Origin of the sequence: Aurantiacibacter flavus, assembly GCF_039710615.1 — a bacterium.
GTDB lineage: Bacteria > Pseudomonadota > Alphaproteobacteria > Sphingomonadales > Sphingomonadaceae > Alteraurantiacibacter > Alteraurantiacibacter flavus.
In genome coordinates, this window is record NZ_JBDLBR010000002.1 from 746094 (window position 1) to 763004 (window position 16911).

Here is a 16911-nt window from a genome sequence, read left to right on the forward strand (position 1 = left end):
TTCACCAAGTCCGCTCATCCTGAGCCTGTCGAAGGATCAAGCGTCGATCATCTCGCGATCAATCTCACCGGCGCGGTTCTGGATAAAGTTGAAGCGATGCTCCGGGTTACGGCCCATCAGCTGGTCGACCAGCTCCTTCACCGCGAAGCGCTGCTCGTTCTGTTCGGGCAGGGTAATCCGCACGAGGCTGCGCGTCTCAGGTGCCATCGTGGTTTCGCGCAATTGGCCGGGGTTCATCTCGCCCAGACCCTTGAAGCGGCTGACCTCGACCTTCTTGCCCTTGAACGGACCGTTCTCGATTTCGAGCCGGTGCTCGTCGTCGTGGGCGTAGATGCTCTGCTTGTTCGCGGTCAGGCGATAGAGCGGTGGCTGCGCGAGGTAGAGGTGCCCGCGCCGGACCAGCTCGGGCATTTCCTGAAAGAAGAACGTCATCAGCAGCGTCGCGATATGCGCGCCGTCGACATCGGCGTCGGTCATGATGATGATGCGGTCGTAGCGCAGCTGTTCGGGATCGCAGTCCTTGCGCGTGCCGCATCCGAGCGCCAGCGAGAGGTCGGCGATTTCGGAGTTGGCGCGGATCTTGTCGGCGCTGGCGCTGGCGACGTTCAAAATCTTGCCGCGGATCGGCAGGATCGCCTGCGTCTTGCGGTTGCGCGCCTGCTTGGCGCTGCCGCCCGCGCTGTCACCCTCGACAATGAAAAGCTCGGTCTCGCCCTCACCATCGCCGGAACAATCGGTGAGCTTTCCGGGCAGGCGCAGCTTCTTCGCGTTGGTGGCGGTCTTACGCTTGATCTCGCGTTCCTGCTTGCGGCGCAGGCGCTCGTCCATCCGCTCCATCACCGCGCCCAATAGCGCGCGGCCGCGGTCCATGTTGTCGGACAGGAACATGTCGAAGTGATCGCGCACCGCATTTTCCACCAGCCTTGCGGCTTCGGGCGAGGTCAGGCGGTCCTTGGTCTGGCTCTGGAACTGCGGGTCGCGGATAAACACCGAGAGCATGATTTCCGAGCCGGTCATCACGTCGTCGGCGGTGATGTCCTTGGCCTTTTTCTGGCTGGTCAGCTCGCCAAACGCGCGCAGGCCCTTGGTGAGCGCAGCGCGCAGGCCCTGCTCGTGGGTGCCGCCGTCGGGGGTGGGCACGGTGTTGCAGTACCAGCTGGTCGAGCCATCGGACCACAGCGGCCAGGCAATCGCCCATTCGACGCGGCCTTGCGACACGCCTTCCTCGTTCTCGGGAAAGTCCTGATTGCCGGCGAAGAAATCGGTGGTGACGCATTCGCGAGTGCCCACCTCTTCCTTGAGGTGATCGGCAAGGCCACCGGGGAACTGGAACACGGCCTCAGCCGGCACCTCGTCGCTGGAAAGCGCCTCGGCGCATTTCCAGCGGATTTCGACGCCCGCGAACAGATAAGCCTTCGACCGGGCCAGCTTGAACAGGCGCTTGGCGGAGAACTTGCGTTCGCCGAAAATCTCGGGGTCGGGAATGAAGGTGACCGAAGTACCGCGCCGGTTGGGCGTATCGCCGATCTTGGCGATGGGGCCCTGCGGCACGCCCTTCGAAAACTCCTGCGCATGGACCTCGCGGTTGCGCGCTACTTCCACGCGTGTCAGCACTGAAAGCGCATTGACCACCGAGACGCCGACCCCGTGCAGGCCGCCCGAGGTGGCGTAGGCCTTGCCCGAGAACTTGCCACCCGAGTGCAACGTGGTGAGGATCACCTCCAGCGTCGACTTGCCGGGGAATTTGGGGTGCTCGTCGATCGGCATGCCGCGCCCGTTATCGGTGATGGTGAGCTTGCCGGCGGTGCCGGGAGGGCCTTCTTCCAGCACCATCTCGATTCGGTTTGCATGGCCTGCCACGGCCTCGTCCATCGAGTTGTCGAGCACCTCGGCGGCGAGGTGGTGCAAGGCACGGTCGTCGGTCCCGCCGATATACATCCCGGGGCGACGGCGTACAGGCTCCAGCCCCTCCAGCACCTCAATGGAGGAGGAATCGTAGTCGCCGCCGGTGGCCGGGGCATTGTCGAACAGGTTGTCGCTCATAAGAGCGGACTATAGGGCCTGACGATTCCTCGCCACAAGCGGGTCAGCGCACTTATCCGACCCGCATGTGACCTTTTTAGAAGCGCGTGGGGGCCGGATCGGCCACCGAGAAGGTGCCGTTGCCGACCTGACGTACTTCCATTGCCCGCTCGCCAACGCCGGTGCCGAGGAAGCGGAATGCCCCGTCGAGCCCGATGAAGCCGCCTTCGTCGGTCAGACGTTCCGTGGGGAACTGGGTGCCGGGCCGCCAGTCGCGCGCGATGCGCAGTGACAGCAGTACGGCATCGTAGCCAAGCGTCGAGATGCGATAAGGCTGCGAACCGAAGCGGCTCTCGTAGCTTTGCGCGAACTGGCGATACCGCTCGTCGGGCACGGCGGAAAACCATGCGCCGCGCATCTCCGGGTTTTGCGTAAGGTCGATCTCACCCGCCCACAGTTCGGTTCCGATGAGTGATGGCAGTGCACTGCCTGCATCTTTCAGCTCGCCCGCCGCCATGATCGCGAGGCGCGCCCCGTCGCCGATCAGCACGGTGTCATAGCTGCCACGCTCGCGCAGACGACCCGCCGCGCTGATGATCGAGCGGTTGCCTCGGTCGAATCGTTCGAGCGCTACAAGCCGGGCGTTGCGCGTCTCCAGCGTCAGGCGCAGCGCGGCCAGCACGCGCTCACCGTATTCGCCTGTGGGCACCAGCGCGGCGAAGTTGCGCGCACCTTGGTCGATGGCGAAGTTGGCCGTCCGCTCCACCGACTGTTCGGGCGCGTGACCCATCACGAACACGTCTCCACGGGCGACCGAGAGGTCGTTCGAGAAGGTGATCAGCGGCACATTGGCCGGGCGCGCCTGCGCCAGCACCGCGCCGACATTGTCGCGCAGCAGCGGGCCGAGGATCAGCTTGTTGCCATCGGCCAGCGCACGGCGCGCTGCGGCTTCGGCCCCGCCAGCGGTATCATAGGTGGTGATGCGAAGGCTGTCGGCACTGGTATCGAGCAGGGCCATGGTGGTGGCATTGGCGATCGACTGGCCCACCTCGCCATTGGCGCCCGACAGCGGCACCAGCAGCGCCACCCGGTGGCGTGCCTCGTCGTCGGGCAGCGCCTCTGCATCGGGCAGACCGGCGTTCGGCCCATCGACCGGCGGAGCTGTATCGACTGGCCCGCCGCCCGGGATGACCTGACAGGCCGCCAGTGTGAGCGTAGCCATCGCCACCGCAAGACTGCGCTTCAAATACCCAAACATTGCTTGTCGTCTCCGCCAATTCTGGTCATGACCGCGCCTGTGATCGACGATGCGACAGATGCGATAAGTGGTAAACCCGATGCTCTAGCTGCCGGGCTCTATATTGTCGCCACCCCGATTGGCAATCTTGGCGACATCACCTTGCGCGCTATTCGCGTCCTCACCGCCTGCGAGCTGGTCGCCTGCGAGGATACGCGGGTCACGGGCAAGTTGCTGAACCACCTCGGTATTGCGAAAAAGATGTGGCGCTATGATGACCATAGCGAAGCGGGCACGCGGGCCGGACTGATCGAGCGGATGCGCGCCGGGCCGGTGGCGCTGGTGTCGGATGCGGGGATGCCGCTGGTGTCTGATCCGGGCTATCGTCTGGTCGAGGATGCGCGGGCGGCAGGCGTTGCGGTAACGGTGGTGCCGGGGCCGAGCGCGCCGCTTGCCGCGCTGGCGCTGTCGGGAATGCCGAACGACCGGTTTCTTTTCGCCGGGTTCCTGCCCGCGAAGGACAAGGCGCGCGGCGAGGTGCTGGCCGAGCTGGCCCCGGTAAAAACCACGCTGATTTTCTTCGAGACAGCGCCAAGGCTGGGGAAAAGTCTCGCTGCGATAGCGGAGATGCTGCCGGGCCGCGAGGTCGCCGTGGCGCGCGAGCTGACCAAGTTCTACGAGGAGTGTCGGCGAGGGAGCGCCGAAGAGGTCCTCGCCCATTTCGAGGCGCACCCGCCCAAAGGCGAAATCGTGCTGCTGGTCGGCCCGCCGGTCGAGGTCGAACCGAGCGCCGACGATGCCGACGCCATGCTTCGCGACCTCCTGAAGACCGAGAAACCCTCGCGCGCGGCGGGAGTGGTGGCCAAGGCGACAGGGCTCGACCGCAAGGCGCTCTATGCGCGCGCAATGGAACTGAAGGGCGAATGAAGCGCCAGCTGGCAGAGGCGCGCGGCCGCAAGGCCGAGAACGAGGCGGCGCATTTCCTTGAGGCGCAGGGATTCGAAATTCTCGCACGGCGCGTGAAGGTGAAGGTGGGCGAGATCGACCTTGTTGCGCGCGCAGCGGGATTGGTGGTCTTCGTCGAAGTGAAGTTCCGGCGCACCGTTGCCGATCTCGATCTCGCCATTGACGAACGCCGCCTTGCACGGGTTGCTGCGGCGGTGGAGGCGGTGGCTCATGATTATGTTTCCGATGGTGAAGACATAAGGATCGACGTGATCCTGCTTGCGCCGGGCGCTGAGCCTCGCCACATCGTCAACGCCTGGATGCCTTAGGAGTATTGTATGTCCCTGCGCGTCGCGGTCCAGATGGATCCGCTCGAATCGATCAACATCGCCGGGGATTCGAGCTTTGCCCTGATGCTCTCGGCGCAAGAGCGCGGGTACGAAGTGTTCCACTACGACGTGGAGACGCTCGGCTACGATGAAGGGCGCATTATCGCCTGGGGCCATCAGGTGACGCTGCGTCGCGAGCTGGGCAACCACTTCGACAAGGGCGAGAAGCGCCGCCTAGACCTTGCCGAGGATATCGACGTGATCCTGATGCGGCAGGATCCGCCGTTCCACCTCGGCTATATCAGCGCTGCCTTGCTGCTTGACCGGCTGAAGGGGCAGACGCTCGTTTCCAACGATCCGCGCGAGGTCATCAACGCGCCCGAGAAAATGTTCGTGCTCGACTATGCGCGCTTCATGCCGCCGACGCTGGTCACGCGTCAGCTCGACGATGTGCGCGCGTTTATGGAGAAGCATGGCTCCGTAGTGGTGAAGCCGCTGCACGGCAATGGCGGCAAGGCGATCTTCAAGCTCGACGCCGAGGGCACGAACCTGTCGGCGCTATTCGAGGTGTTCAATCAGACCTGGACCGAGCCGCATATGGTCCAGCCGTTCCTGCCCAGCGTGGCGCAAGGCGACAAGCGTATCGTGCTGGTCGATGGCGAATATGCCGGCGCAATCAACCGCAAGCCGGGCGAGGGTGAGTTCCGCAGCAACCTGGCCCAGGGCGGGTCGGCCGAAGCGACCGGTCTGACCGCGCGCGAGGAAGAGATCTGCGCCGCCATGGGCCCGGAGCTCAAACGGCGCGGGCTCGTGTTCGTCGGCATCGACGTGATCGGCGGCGAATACCTCACCGAGATCAACGTCACCAGCCCGACCGGGATCGTCGCCATCGACAAATTCAACGGCACCGACACGGCCGGTCGCATCTGGGACGCGCTCGAACGCCGCCACGCCGAGATGCTGGCGCAGGCTTGAGAACTTCTGCGCCTCTCGCGCATTGCTGAGCCATGGCAGAACTCATTATCCGGGCAATCGAACAGGGAGGCTATCTTGGCATCTTCCTGCTGATGGCGCTCGAGAACATTATCCCGCCGGTCCCCTCCGAGGTCATCATGGGGGTCGGCGGGGTGTTGGTGCATCGCGGCACCATGGACTTCTGGCCGCTGCTGCTGATCGGCACGGCGGGCACGGTAGCTGGCAACTGGTTCTGGTTCTGGCTCGGCGAGACCTTTGCGCGCAACCGGCTCGAGCCCTTCGTGGAACGCTGGGGACGCTGGCTGACGATGGAGTGGGAGGATGTCGAGAAGGCGCAGTCTTACTTCAAGAAGCATGGCCACTGGGTGGTTTTCTTCCTGCGCTTCTCGCCCTTTCTGCGCACGATCATCTCGTTGCCGGCGGGCCTCGCACATATGCCGAAGTGGAAGTTCGCCGCGTTCACCTTCGCCGGGTCGTTGGTGTGGAACGCGCTGCTGATCAAGGGCGGCGAGTGGCTCGGGCACTGGCTGGCCGATTCGCAGGAATGGCTCGGCTATATCCTGGTGGGCTGCATCGCGTTGATGGCTGTGGGCTATGGGTACCGTGTGATCACCTGGAAGCCGCGCGTCGAGCGTTAGCGGCTATCCGTTCGTCCTGAGGAGGGCGCTCAGCCTGCGGCATTGCCTCCTCCTCACCACGAACGGATGAGGGATTAGTCGCGCTCCCTCGGATGGGCGGCGCGATAGGTCTCCAGCATCTGTGCCGCATCGACCCGCGTGTAGATCTGCGTCGAACCCAGGCTGGCGTGGCCGAGCAGCTCCTGCAAACTGCGTAGGTCTGCGCCGGCGCTCAGCAAGTGCGTCGCGAACGAGTGACGCAGCGCATGGGGTGTGGCGCTTGAAGGCAGACCCAGAGCCTTGCGTGCCCGCGCCATCGCCTTTTGCACCATACCCTGCGCTAGCGGACCGCCCTTCGCGCCGCGAAACAGCGGCGCCTTGGCGGCGAGCGGGTAAGGGCAGGCCTTGGTATAGGCAGCCACCGCCTCGCGCACGATGGGCAGCAGTGGGACCAGCCGCTGCTTCGAACCCTTGCCGGTGATGGTGACGGTCTCACCGAGCGGGAGCATGTCGCCGGTCAGCGAGAGGGCTTCGGCGATGCGCATCCCCGCGCCGTACATCAGCAGCAGCACGGCGGCATCGCGCAGGCCGATCCATTCGTCCTTCGCATCGGCTGCGACCAGATCGGCGATATTGGCCACATCGTCGGGCGTGACCGGGCGGGGCAGGCCCTTCTTCAGCCTCGGCCCGCGCATCCGGGGCGCGTCACCCGGTTCGCCGCCGGACTGTTCGCGCGCATAGGCGATGAAGGCTTTGAGCGCCGACAGCTCGCGCGCCGCCGAGGCATTGCCGATCCCCTCCGCACGGCGCGCGGCGAGATGTCCGCGCAGGTCACGCGCCTCCAGCGCGCCGACATCCGCCCAGTCGGTGACGTCGCGCTGGCGCAACAACCGCTCCGCCGCTGCGACATAGGCGCGCACCGTGTGCGGTGAGCGGCGGCGGGCGAGCGCGAGATGGTCGCGCCATTGTTCGAGCAGGTCGTGCCGCGTCATGCCGCGACCAGCGATGCCGAGACGATCTCGCCCAGCACCGCATCAAGAACGCCCATGCCATCGGGTGTGATGGCGATCCGTGAGCCCTGCTGTTTGAGCAGACCAAGCTTTTGGCATCGCTCCGCAGCGCCAAGATCGACCAGCTCACCCGGCGCAAAGCCGAACCGCTTTGAGAGTTCGGCAAGGTCCACGCCCTCAGCCAGCCGCAGCCCCATCAGCAGCGCCTCGCTCGCCTGCTCGCTGACACCGAGCGCGCGCTCTTCCTGCGTGCCGTGGCCGTTGCGCTCGATGGCGGCGAGCCAGTTCTCGGGCTTCTTGTGCCGCGTGGTGGCAAAGCCGCCGCGCCGTCCGTGCGCGCCGGGGCCGATACCGGCATAGTCGTGGTAGCGCCAGTAGGTGAGGTTGTGGCGGCTCTCCTCACCGGGACGGGCGTGGTTGCTGATCTCGTAGGCGGGCAGGCCTGCCGCGCGCATGGCCTCTTGCGTGAAGGCGAAGAGGTCGGCGGCATCGTCATCGTCAAGCGGGGTGAACTCGCCCCGCCGCACCATGCTTTCAAACCGCGTCCCCGGCTCGATTGTGAGTTGGTACAGCGACATATGCGTGGTTCCGAAGCCGAGCGCGCGGGCCAGCTCCTCGCGCCAGAGGGTGAGAGTTTGCTCGGGGCGGGCATAGATGAGGTCGAACGAGACTCGGCCGAACGCCTGCTGCGCGATTGTGAGCGCCTCAAGACTTTCCAAGACATTGTGCAGCCGCCCGAGGAAGCGCAGCGTCCGGTCGTCCAGAGCCTGCAACCCGAGCGAGGCGCGATTCACGCCAGCAGCGGCGATCCCGGCAAACTTCTCCGCCTCGACCGAGGAGGGGTTGGCCTCAAGCGTAATCTCGATGCCCTCGGCAAATCCCCAGAGGCGCTCGGCCTCCTCCAGCAGCGCTGCCACCAGCGCGGGCGGCATCAGCGAAGGGGTGCCGCCGCCGAAGAAGATTGAGGTGAGAGTTTCGCCACTGGCAAGTTCGGCCTCGTGCCGCATGTCCGCGAGCAAAGCCTTGCGCCACAGGTCCACATCCACGCTGTCGCGCACATGCGAGTTGAAGTCGCAATAGGGGCACTTGGCGAGGCAAAAGGGCCAGTGGATGTAAAGCGCGCGCGCCATGCGCAGCCTTTTAGCCGCCGAACTGGTCCGCGACCAGCTTGGCGAAGGCATCGGCGCGGTGGCTGACTTTATGTTTCTCCTCGGGCGCGATCTCGGCGAAGGTCAGCTTGCTGCCCGTCGGTACGAACACCGGATCATAACCAAAGCCCATTTCCCCGCGCGGGGGCCAAGTCAGCGTGCCATCGACGCGGCCTTCGTAAACGGTGTTTTCGCCCTCGGGCCAGGCGATAGCGAGCACGCAGGAGAACCATGCGTCGCGCGCGGTATCAGGCCCGAGCGCCTGCAAACACCCCTCGACCTTGCCCATCGCCATATACCAGTCGCGCCCCGGCTCGCCCTCGAACCACTGCCGCTGCGCCCAGTCGGCGGTATAGACCCCCGGCTTGCCATCAAGCGCCGCGACCGACAGGCCGGAGTCATCGGCCAAGGCGGGCAGGCCCGAGGCCTTGGCGGCGGCCTCGGCCTTGATCAGCGCGTTTTCGATGAAGGTGGTGCCCGTCTCCGCCGGTTCTGGCAGGCCAAGCGCGCCAGCCGCAATGCACTCCAGCCCATAGGGCGCGAGCAGAGCCGAAATCTCTTTCAGCTTGCCCGCGTTATGGGTGGCGATAACGAGCTTGCCGCCGCCGAGCTTCATCAGCGTCCAGTCGCCTTGTCCTGCGCCTTGAAAATCTCGCCGCAACCCATCTGCGCGAGGCGCAGCAGGCGCAGCAGAGCCTCTTCGTCATAAGTCGCGCCTTCGGCGGTGGCCTGCACCTCTGCGATGCGCCCGCCGTCGATCAGCACGAAGTTCGCATCGGCATCGGCGCTCGAATCCTCGTCATAGTCGAGGTCGAGCACCGGGGTGCCCTGATAGATGCCGCAGGAGACGGCAGCGATCTTGGCGCTGATCGGGTCGTCCTTGATCTCGCCCGCTTCCATCAGCTTGTCGACCGCCATGCGCATGGCCACCCAGGCGCCCGAGATCGAAGCGGTGCGGGTGCCGCCATCGGCCTGAATCACGTCGCAATCGAGCGTGATCTGGCGCTCGCCGAGCTTTTTCATGTCGACCACGGCGCGCAAGGAGCGGCCGATCAAACGCTGGATTTCCTGCGTGCGGCCCGATTGCTTGCCGCGTGCGGCCTCGCGGCTGCCGCGCGTGTGGGTGGCGCGTGGGAGCATCGAATATTCGCCGGTGACCCAGCCTTCGCCCTTGCCGCGCAGCCACGGCGGCAGCGACTTTTCGACGCTGGCGGTGCAGATCACCTTAGTATCGCCGAAGCCGATCAGCACAGAGCCTTCGGCATGGCGGGTAAAGCCGCTTTCGATGGTGATGGCGCGCATTTCGTCAGGCGCACGGCCGGAAGGTCGCATGAATTTCTCCGCTTGGAATCACGATTTGGATGTCCGCGCCCTAGCGACTAGATAAGACACTGTCATGGTTTCTCCGCCGATCACCGAACTGACCACCCGTGCGCGCGACATTTTCCGGCTCGTGGTCGAGGGCTATCTCGAAAGCGGGCAGCCGGTTGGCTCGAAGGCGCTGGCCGGTTCGGGCGTGATCGACCTGTCGCCGGCGTCGATCCGCTCGGTGCTCAGCGATCTTGAGCAACTCGGCCTGCTTGCCGCTCCACACACCAGCGCCGGGCGCCTGCCCACGGAGCAGGGTTTGCGCCTCTTCGTCGACGGCATCATGCAGATGGCCGAGCCTTCGCCAGAAGAGCGCGCGGTGATCGAGCAGCAGATGCGCGAACCCGGTCCGATCGAGCAGGCGCTGGAGGCGACCAGCGCGCTTTTGTCCAACCTTTCGGGCGCAGCGGGCATGGTGATGGTGCCACAACGCGAAAGCCGGATCGCGCAGATCAGCCTTGTTCCGCTCGATGAAAGGCGCGCGCTGGTGGTGCTGGTCGGCACCGACGGACACGTCGAAAATCGCGTGCTGGAATTGCCGCAAGGCGTGTCTACAGGCGATCTGCAGCAGGCGACCAATTATGTCACTGCGCGGCTGGCCGGGCGCACTTTGGCTGAGGCCTCACGCGATATGAGCGCCGAGATTGCCTCGGGTCGCAGCGCGCTCGACGAGGCCGGGCGGCGGCTGGTCGAAGCGGGGCTGGCGGTGTGGAGCGAGGATGCCGCCGCGCGCCCGGTGCTGATTGTGCGCGGACAGGCCAAGCTGCTCGACGAGAGCGCGCTGACCGATATTGAACGGGTCCGCTCGCTGATTGACGATCTCGAAAACAAGCAGCAGGTGGCCCAATTGCTCGACAGCGCGCGCGAGGCAGAATCGGCGCGTATCTTCATCGGCGCGGAGAACCGGCTCTTTTCTCTGTCGGGTTCTTCTGTCATTGCGGCGCCCTATCGCAACAGCGAGGGCAGGGTGGTCGGCGTGCTCGGCGTGATCGGCCCTACGCGGTTGAATTACGCGAGAGTGGTTCCCATGGTGGACTTTACCGCCCGCTCGCTGGGCCGAAGACTTGGATAATTGGACGACATAACGGTGATGGAAAAGACAAACGAACCTCGTGACGAAGCGGCCGAGAAGGAACTCGCAGGCGTTCCCGAAGAGCTGCTTGTCGATGGCGAGGACTCTTCCGGCGAAGATGCGGCCGCGCAGAAGATCGCCCAGCTCGAAGCCGAGCTGGAGACGGCGAAGCAGGACGTGCTCTATGCCCGCGCCGATACGCAGAATGTGCGCCGCCGGCTGGAAAAAGATGTTTCCGATGCGCGCAACTATGCCGCCAGCGGCTTTGCCCGTGACATTCTTTCGGTGGCCGACAACCTTGCACGCGCGATCCAGTCTGTGCCTGCCGAGCTGCGCGAGGACGACAAGTTCAAGGGGCTGGTTGCCGGGATCGAAGCCACCCAGCGCGAGCTCGACAAGGTGTTCGGACAACACGGAATCAGCCGCATTGCCGCAATGGGCATGCCGCTCGATCCGAACCAGCATCAGGCGATGATGGAAGTCCCCAGCGATGCCGAGCCGGGCACGATCGTGCAGGAGATGCAGGCTGGCTACATGATCAAGGACCGCCTGCTGCGCCCGGCCATGGTCGGCGTGGCAAAGAAGGCTGACTGATATCGCACGGTTCCCCGCACGGTGCTTCGCTATTGGCGGGGAACCGTGCGGGGATCGCGCTGTGCTGAGCAGGCGTGAGGAACCATCAGATCGCCGTTCCGTAGGTAATTCACAGTTACCTATCGGAGGATCACATGAAAAATCGGATCGCAACAGTCTCGGCCGCCATCGTCGCTTCGCTGTCATTGGCAGCCTGTGCGGATAACTATGCCGTCGAAGGCGGCTTGGCCGGTGCCGCCGCCGGTGCGGGGATCGGCGCCGTTACGGGTGGCGACGTTGCCACGGGCGCCGCTATCGGTGCTGCTGCAGGCGCCGCAGGTGGCTCGCTCATCAAGAAGGACGGCAAATGCTACCGCGTGGATTCGCGCGGGCGTGAATATGAGGTGCGCTGCGACTAGGCGCATGGAGGTCCGACGGGCCCCGGCCGTCGGACCATCTGCCTCGCCGATATCACTGGCTCCTGCTGCGAAGCGTAATGCTGACCGGCGGGAGCTATTCTTGGTTGAGGAAGTTGCTGTTCTCGCTGACGACGATCAACGCGTCGGGGGCCTCCTCTTCCTTGGCGTCGGTTCCAACCCAAATAAGGTAGTTGCCTGACTGGGGATTGGAGAAGCTGATGATTGGGTCACCGTCGCCCTAACTGTCGTGGACGCAATGCATGGATTCATCCGGGGCTGCCACGATAACCAATGTATCGCTGTCCGATATCGCACCGATGATGAGCGGAAAGGTCGATCTCGCCGTAAAGCTAATGCGAACGTCTGGCGCGGGGTTTATAAACGCGGGACATGAAGGGTAATCCTCCGCGAGAGACACGCTCCCCCCGGCAAACCTCGACTGTGAACGGATCTGGTTCAAAGCCGGTTTCAAGCGCATGCGTGCCGAACGTCGGTATCATATCGTCTGGCTTCATCTGTGCCGATGCGGGCGCGCCTAACGAAATGGCCGTGGCCACTAGCGGAAGTGTCAGACGTTTCGGCATTGATAAAACCTTGGAAGTTGTTGCGTCGACCCCACGTCCCGCAAGAGGGATCGGGTTCGCAAGTCACGGAATCTTCGGCAATATCGCGGGCTGCTATCGTCAGTTTACTTCGGGCGGATTTTTAGCCTCGTCAGCCATGTTTGGAGAATCACGCCATCGCGAACGGCAGGATCGCGCGATAGGTCTCCAGCGGCGGCGCACCCGGCACCTTCCCGCCCTCGCGCAGGATGAAGGCATGCTGGACGATCATTGCCTGCTGCTCGATACCATAGCGAGAGAGCCTCCAGCCCGGCTTGATCGCATAGTCGTAACGGCACCAGGGATGGCGATTGAGTACCAGATACCATTCGCCCTTGGTCTGGGTTTGCCAGACGTGGGTCATCTCATGGACGAATAATGCCCTTCGCGCGAGCGAGGCCGAGGCGAAGTCTTCGCAATAGACACTGCCAAGCGGATGGAAATGGATATGGCCGCGCGGGGCCATTGTTACCTTTCGCGGCTGAAACGGGAAGAACTTGCGGCGCCGGATCGTCACCGGCGCGGTCTCTATCGCATCACCAAAAACCGACGCGGCAAGCGCAACCTCACCCGGCGTAAGCGTCCGCTCGCCGCCAACGGGGCAGGGGGCGTGCCCCGCGTGCACCTGGCTTACATGCCCTCCATTGCCGAATGGTCCATGTCGGCCGTGCCCGGTGCCATCAGTTCGGCCGGGAAGCTCACCTTGTCACCGTTGACGAAGATCAGCGTCACTTCGGTTTCACCGCCTGGGGCGAGGTCGTCGTCGAGGTCGAAGGCCATCACATGCTTGCCGCCCGGTTCGAACACCATTTCGGCGCCCGGCGGGACCGGAAGCTGAAACAGCTCCTGCATGTCTATTTGCTTGTTCCATTCGCTGGTTTCATGAAGCTGCGCGCTGGCCGCGCCTGCCACATCGACGGCGCGAATCGTTACCGGCTCTTCGCTGACGTTACGGATGGTGAAATAGATCGCTGCCGGATTGCCCTGCACCGCCGGAAGCGACATGCGCCCATCGGTTACCGAAATGCCCGCCGGTGCCTCGGGCGCGGTCGTCTCGGCCATTTCGTCGCCTCCGCCCGAACAGGCCGCCGTGCCCAGCGCAAGCGTAATGGCGGCGAGTGTGGTGGCGAAGGTCTTGTTGGTCATGGTATTCCTCATCTGAGACAGGTCGGCTTTCTAGTCACCCACCTCCCTTGTGCCAAGCAAAAGCGCGCCTATATCGCGCTTCGAAACACACCCTTTTAACGAGCTGCCGAAGCGGACTTGCCGCCTTGCGGGGGACCCGAAAGCGCAGCGTCAGACCTGAAGGAAGAGAACGGGAAATATGAGCAAGATTATCGGCATCGACCTTGGCACGACCAACAGCTGCGTAGCGGTGATGGAAGGGGGCAAGCCCAAGGTTATCGAGAATTCGGAAGGTGCGCGCACCACGCCCTCGATCGTCGCCTTCACCAAGGATGGCGAACGTCTGATCGGCCAGCCCGCCAAGCGCCAGGCAGTGACCAACCCTGACAACACCCTGTTCGCGATCAAGCGCCTGATCGGTCGCCGGTTCGAAGATCCGACGACGAAGAAGGACATGGACCTCGTCCCCTACAACATCGTCGCGGGCAAGAACGGCGATGCCTGGGTGAACGCTGGTGGTGAAGACTATTCGCCTTCGCAGATTTCGGCCTTCATCCTGCAGAAGATGAAGGAAACCGCCGAAAGCTATCTTGGCGAAACGGTCACCAAGGCCGTGATCACCGTGCCCGCCTACTTCAACGACGCGCAGCGCCAGGCGACCAAGGACGCCGGCCAGATCGCCGGGCTTGAGGTCGAGCGCATCATCAACGAGCCGACTGCTGCGGCGCTCGCCTATGGCATGGACAAGGACGACGGCAAGACCATCGCTGTCTATGACCTCGGCGGCGGTACCTTTGACATCTCGGTTCTCGAAATCGGCGATGGCGTATTCGAAGTGAAGTCGACCAACGGCGATACGTTCCTCGGCGGTGAAGACTTCGACAACGTGCTGGTCGAATATCTGGCCGACGAGTTCAAGAAGAAGGAGAACATGGATCTCCGTTCGGACAAGCTCGCTCTGCAACGCCTCAAGGAAGCGGCGGAAAAGGCCAAGATCGAGCTGAGCTCCAGCCAGCAGACCGAAGTCAACCTGCCTTTCATCACCGCGCGCATGGAAGGTGGCTCGTCCACCCCGCTGCACCTGGTCGAGACGCTGACCCGTTCGAAGCTCGAACAGCTGGTCGGCGACCTGATCAAGCGCACTCTCGCACCCTGCAAGAAGGCGATGGAGGACGCTGGCGTCTCCAAGGACCAGATCGACGAGGTGATTCTTGTCGGCGGCATGACCCGCATGCCCAAGGTGCGCGAAGTGGTCGAGGACTTCTTCGGCTCGAAGCCGCACACCGGCGTTAACCCCGATGAAGTCGTGGCCATGGGTGCTGCCATTCAGGCCGGCGTGCTGCAGGGCGACGTCAAGGACGTACTGCTGCTCGACGTGACCCCGCTGTCGCTGGGCATCGAGACGCTGGGCGGCGTGTTCACCCGTATGATCGACCGCAACACCACGATCCCGACCAAGAAGGCGCAGGTCTATTCGACGGCTGAAGATAACCAGCAGGCCGTTACGATCCGTGTGTTCCAGGGCGAGCGCGAAATGGCGGCGGACAACAAGCTGCTCGGCCAGTTCGATCTCGTCGGCATTCCGCCAGCCCCGCGCGGCGTGCCGCAGGTGGAAGTGACCTTCGACATCGACGCCAACGGCATCGTGAACGTCAGTGCGAAGGACAAGGGCACCGGCAAGGAACAGCAAATTCGCATCCAGGCCTCTGGCGGTCTTTCGGATTCCGACATCGAGCAGATGGTGCAGGATGCCGAAAAGTTCGCTGACGAGGACAAGAAGCGGCGCGAATCGGCTGAAGTCCGCAACAACACCGACAGCCTGATCCACGCGACCGAGAAGCAGCTCGAAGAGCATGGTGACAAGGTTGACGCAGGCCTCAAGTCGCAGATCGAGGCGGCCGTGGCAGAAGCCAAGACGGCGCTCGAAGGCGACGATCTCGAAGCGATGAAGGCCAAGAGCCAGGCGCTGACCGATGTCGCCATGAAGATGGGCCAGCAGATCTACGAAGCCGATCAGGCCAGTGCCAATGCGGCTCAGGCGGATGCGGCTGCGGCGGAAGGACAGGCCGAGGACGACGAGGTGGTCGACGCCGAGTTCTCCGAAGTAGACGACGAAAAGAAGGGCTGAGCCCCCGATTGAAAATCCGGGCTGCTGCTGCTGCCTGAGCCGCCGTTGCGCATGGCGCGGCGCAGTCCGGACTTTTACGGAGAAGCTGAATGTCCTCTGCTGAAGTTGATTTTTACGAGCTGCTCGGGGTCGACCGGGCTGCCGATGGCGCGACGATCAAGTCCGCCTATCGCAAGCTCGCGATGAAGTACCATCCCGATCGAAATCCCGGCTGCGCCGATAGCGAGGCCCGGTTCAAGGCGATCAGCGTTGCCTACGATTGCCTGAAGGATCCGCAGAAGCGGGCAGCCTACGACCAGTACGGCCACGAAGCCTTTACCCAAGGCATGTCGGGCGGTCGGGGCGGCGCTGGGCACGCCGATTTTGGCGATCTTGGCGATATTTTCGAGACCATTTTCGGCAGCGCCTTCGGTGGCGGTGCCGGGCGCGCACGCCCCCGGCGCGGCGCCGACCTGCGTTACGACATGGAAATTTCGCTCGACGATGCATTCCATGGCAGGAATTCCGAGATCGAGGTCGAAGTCGCTGCCTCATGTGACACCTGCGAAGGTACGGGCGCAAAGCCCGGCACCTCGGCCAAGCGTTGTGGCACCTGCGGCGGCCACGGCAAGGTGCGCGCGCAGCAGGGCCTTTTCGTGATTGAGCGCCCGTGCCCCGCCTGCCACGCGCGCGGCGAGGTTCTCGAAAGCCCCTGTGCCGATTGTCGCGGCGAAGGCCGGGTCGACAAGCTCAGCAAGATGACGGTCGAGATTCCACCGGGCGTCGATAATGGCACCCGCATTCGTCTCACGGGCAAGGGAGAGGCCGGGCCATATGGTGCGCCTCCGGGCGACCTGTACATCTTCATCCACGTGAAACCGCACCCGGTGTTCCAGCGGGAGGGAACGACGCTCGCCACCCGCGTGCCGATCAGTTTCACGACCGCCGCGCTGGGCGAGACCATCGAAATTCCCGGTCTCGACGGCACGTCGCATGCGATCGACATTCCGGCTGGTGTGCAGTCGGGTCATCAACTGCGCAAGCGCGGCGCGGGGATGCCCGTGCTCCAAGGGCGCGGACGGGGCGATCTCGTGGTCGAGGTGTCGGTCGAAACACCGACCAGGCTCTCCGCCCGCCAGAAAGAGCTGTTGGCAGAATTCCGCGAAACCGAGACTGGCGAGGAATGCCCCGAAAGCCGCGGCTTCTTCGACCGGTTGAAGGGTGCGTTTTCAGTTTGAAGTTGACGGGAAAAGCTTTCCCTTCGCCCCGAGAAGGCCCTGAAGCCGGAGGCTTAGGCGCCCTTCTCGAAGGGCCCTGGCCGATGCTTCGAGACGGGCTCAGACGACGTCTTCACGCTCCTCG

At 64.0% G+C, this 16911-nt stretch carries 17 protein-coding genes; 9 read left to right on the forward strand and 8 right to left on the reverse strand.

Features of this window, described 5'->3' with window-relative positions; translation table 11 throughout:
* Nucleotides 1–36: 36 nt before the first annotated feature.
* Both parE and ABDJ38_RS08265 read right to left on the reverse strand, forming a co-directional pair.
* Nucleotides 37–2043: a DNA topoisomerase IV subunit B gene (parE, locus tag ABDJ38_RS08260; RefSeq protein ID WP_346784611.1), complete on the reverse strand. Its 2007-nt coding sequence runs from the start codon at nt 2041–2043 to the stop codon at nt 37–39.
* Between the two features lie 76 nt (nt 2044–2119).
* The gene (locus ABDJ38_RS08265) at nt 2120–3280 is read right to left on the reverse strand and encodes a penicillin-binding protein activator (protein WP_346784612.1); all 1161 of its coding nucleotides are present in this window, start codon (nt 3278–3280) and stop codon (nt 2120–2122) included.
* A 27-nt stretch (nt 3281–3307) separates the two neighbouring features.
* Here ABDJ38_RS08265 and rsmI point away from each other — a divergent pair, with 27 nt between their 5' ends.
* Genes rsmI through ABDJ38_RS08285 form a run of 4 tightly spaced genes read left to right on the forward strand, consistent with a single transcriptional unit; the run spans nt 3308 to nt 6146 of the window.
* On the forward strand, nt 3308–4186 hold the full coding sequence (rsmI, locus tag ABDJ38_RS08270) for a 16S rRNA (cytidine(1402)-2'-O)-methyltransferase (protein ID WP_346784613.1): 879 nt from the start codon (nt 3308–3310) through the stop codon (nt 4184–4186).
* Nucleotides 4183–4533: a YraN family protein gene (locus ABDJ38_RS08275; RefSeq protein WP_346784614.1), complete on the forward strand. Its 351-nt coding sequence runs from the start codon at nt 4183–4185 to the stop codon at nt 4531–4533. Before rsmI ends, ABDJ38_RS08275 begins: the two co-directional genes overlap by 4 nt.
* Before the next feature lie 9 nt (nt 4534–4542).
* Entirely contained in the window at nt 4543–5508 is a 966-nt protein-coding gene (gshB, locus tag ABDJ38_RS08280) for a glutathione synthase (protein ID WP_346784615.1), read from the forward strand.
* Between the two features lie 32 nt (nt 5509–5540).
* Entirely contained in the window at nt 5541–6146 is a 606-nt protein-coding gene (locus ABDJ38_RS08285; protein WP_346784616.1) for a DedA family protein, read from the forward strand.
* Between the two features lie 74 nt (nt 6147–6220).
* Here the strand turns inward: ABDJ38_RS08285 and ABDJ38_RS08290 are convergent, their stop codons facing one another.
* The 4 genes from ABDJ38_RS08290 to rph are packed head-to-tail and all read right to left on the reverse strand — an operon-like array spanning nt 6221 to nt 9615.
* Entirely contained in the window at nt 6221–7117 is an 897-nt protein-coding gene (locus ABDJ38_RS08290) for a tyrosine recombinase XerC (RefSeq protein WP_346784617.1), read from the reverse strand.
* On the reverse strand, nt 7114–8265 hold the full coding sequence (gene hemW, locus ABDJ38_RS08295; RefSeq protein ID WP_346784618.1) for a radical SAM family heme chaperone HemW: 1152 nt from the start codon (nt 8263–8265) through the stop codon (nt 7114–7116). Before hemW ends, ABDJ38_RS08290 begins: the two co-directional genes overlap by 4 nt.
* 10 nt (nt 8266–8275) lie before the next feature.
* Nucleotides 8276–8899 (reverse strand): RdgB/HAM1 family non-canonical purine NTP pyrophosphatase, encoded by a 624-nt coding sequence (rdgB, locus tag ABDJ38_RS08300; protein ID WP_346784619.1) that lies wholly within the window; start codon nt 8897–8899, stop codon nt 8276–8278.
* Nucleotides 8899–9615, reverse strand: coding sequence for a ribonuclease PH (gene rph, locus ABDJ38_RS08305; RefSeq protein WP_346784620.1), 717 nt, complete (start codon nt 9613–9615; stop codon nt 8899–8901). Before rph ends, rdgB begins: the two co-directional genes overlap by 1 nt.
* A gap of 64 nt (nt 9616–9679) precedes the next feature.
* Between rph and hrcA the strand changes: the two genes are divergently transcribed.
* From hrcA to ABDJ38_RS08320, 3 genes are all read left to right on the forward strand, one after another.
* Complete coding sequence (gene hrcA / locus ABDJ38_RS08310; protein WP_346784621.1) at nt 9680–10723, forward strand: heat-inducible transcriptional repressor HrcA; 1044 nt, start codon at nt 9680–9682, stop codon at nt 10721–10723.
* Between the two features lie 18 nt (nt 10724–10741).
* Nucleotides 10742–11317: a nucleotide exchange factor GrpE gene (gene grpE / locus ABDJ38_RS08315; RefSeq protein WP_346784622.1), complete on the forward strand. Its 576-nt coding sequence runs from the start codon at nt 10742–10744 to the stop codon at nt 11315–11317.
* Nucleotides 11318–11451: 134 nt separating this feature from the next.
* A complete protein-coding gene (locus ABDJ38_RS08320) occupies nt 11452–11715 on the forward strand; it encodes a YMGG-like glycine zipper-containing protein (protein WP_346784623.1) in 264 nt (87 codons plus the stop codon).
* Nucleotides 11716–12447: 732 nt separating this feature from the next.
* Here the strand turns inward: ABDJ38_RS08320 and ABDJ38_RS08325 are convergent.
* Both ABDJ38_RS08325 and ABDJ38_RS08330 read right to left on the reverse strand, forming a co-directional pair.
* Entirely contained in the window at nt 12448–12942 is a 495-nt protein-coding gene (locus ABDJ38_RS08325) for a vgr related protein (protein WP_346784624.1), read from the reverse strand.
* Nucleotides 12943–12947: 5 nt separating this feature from the next.
* Nucleotides 12948–13463, reverse strand: a complete 516-nt coding sequence (locus ABDJ38_RS08330) for a copper chaperone PCu(A)C (RefSeq protein ID WP_346784625.1) — start codon at nt 13461–13463, stop codon at nt 12948–12950.
* 178 nt (nt 13464–13641) lie between these two features.
* On the opposite strand from ABDJ38_RS08330, the gene dnaK reads away from it, so the two are divergent.
* Together dnaK and dnaJ are read left to right on the forward strand one after the other, a co-directional pair.
* Nucleotides 13642–15570, forward strand: a complete 1929-nt coding sequence (gene dnaK / locus ABDJ38_RS08335; protein WP_346784626.1) for a molecular chaperone DnaK — start codon at nt 13642–13644, stop codon at nt 15568–15570.
* An 89-nt stretch (nt 15571–15659) separates the two neighbouring features.
* Nucleotides 15660–16787 (forward strand): molecular chaperone DnaJ, encoded by a 1128-nt coding sequence (dnaJ, locus tag ABDJ38_RS08340; RefSeq protein WP_346784627.1) that lies wholly within the window; start codon nt 15660–15662, stop codon nt 16785–16787.
* Nucleotides 16788–16911: the final 124 nt, after the last annotated feature.

Excerpts from the sequence above, each read along its gene's own strand:
- ABDJ38_RS08285 (WP_346784616.1), top strand. The coding sequence starts at position 5,541 with ATGGCAGAACTCATTATCCGGGCAATCGAACAGGGAGGCTATCTTGGC.
- ABDJ38_RS08330 (WP_346784625.1), bottom strand. The coding sequence starts at position 13,463 with ATGACCAACAAGACCTTCGCCACCACACTCGCCGCCATTACGCTTGCG.
- dnaJ (WP_346784627.1), top strand. The coding sequence starts at position 15,660 with ATGTCCTCTGCTGAAGTTGATTTTTACGAGCTGCTCGGGGTCGACCGG.
- ABDJ38_RS08265 (WP_346784612.1), bottom strand. The coding sequence starts at position 3,280 with ATGTTTGGGTATTTGAAGCGCAGTCTTGCGGTGGCGATGGCTACGCTC.
- ABDJ38_RS08320 (WP_346784623.1), top strand. The coding sequence starts at position 11,452 with ATGAAAAATCGGATCGCAACAGTCTCGGCCGCCATCGTCGCTTCGCTG.
- gshB (WP_346784615.1), top strand. The coding sequence starts at position 4,543 with ATGTCCCTGCGCGTCGCGGTCCAGATGGATCCGCTCGAATCGATCAAC.
- hemW (WP_346784618.1), bottom strand. The coding sequence starts at position 8,265 with ATGGCGCGCGCGCTTTACATCCACTGGCCCTTTTGCCTCGCCAAGTGC.
- hrcA (WP_346784621.1), top strand. The coding sequence starts at position 9,680 with ATGGTTTCTCCGCCGATCACCGAACTGACCACCCGTGCGCGCGACATT.
- dnaK (WP_346784626.1), top strand. The coding sequence starts at position 13,642 with ATGAGCAAGATTATCGGCATCGACCTTGGCACGACCAACAGCTGCGTA.
- ABDJ38_RS08275 (WP_346784614.1), top strand. The coding sequence starts at position 4,183 with ATGAAGCGCCAGCTGGCAGAGGCGCGCGGCCGCAAGGCCGAGAACGAG.
- grpE (WP_346784622.1), top strand. The coding sequence starts at position 10,742 with ATGGAAAAGACAAACGAACCTCGTGACGAAGCGGCCGAGAAGGAACTC.
- rdgB (WP_346784619.1), bottom strand. The coding sequence starts at position 8,899 with ATGAAGCTCGGCGGCGGCAAGCTCGTTATCGCCACCCATAACGCGGGC.
- parE (WP_346784611.1), bottom strand. The coding sequence starts at position 2,043 with ATGAGCGACAACCTGTTCGACAATGCCCCGGCCACCGGCGGCGACTAC.
- rph (WP_346784620.1), bottom strand. The coding sequence starts at position 9,615 with ATGCGACCTTCCGGCCGTGCGCCTGACGAAATGCGCGCCATCACCATC.
- ABDJ38_RS08290 (WP_346784617.1), bottom strand. The coding sequence starts at position 7,117 with ATGACGCGGCACGACCTGCTCGAACAATGGCGCGACCATCTCGCGCTC.
- rsmI (WP_346784613.1), top strand. The coding sequence starts at position 3,308 with ATGACCGCGCCTGTGATCGACGATGCGACAGATGCGATAAGTGGTAAA.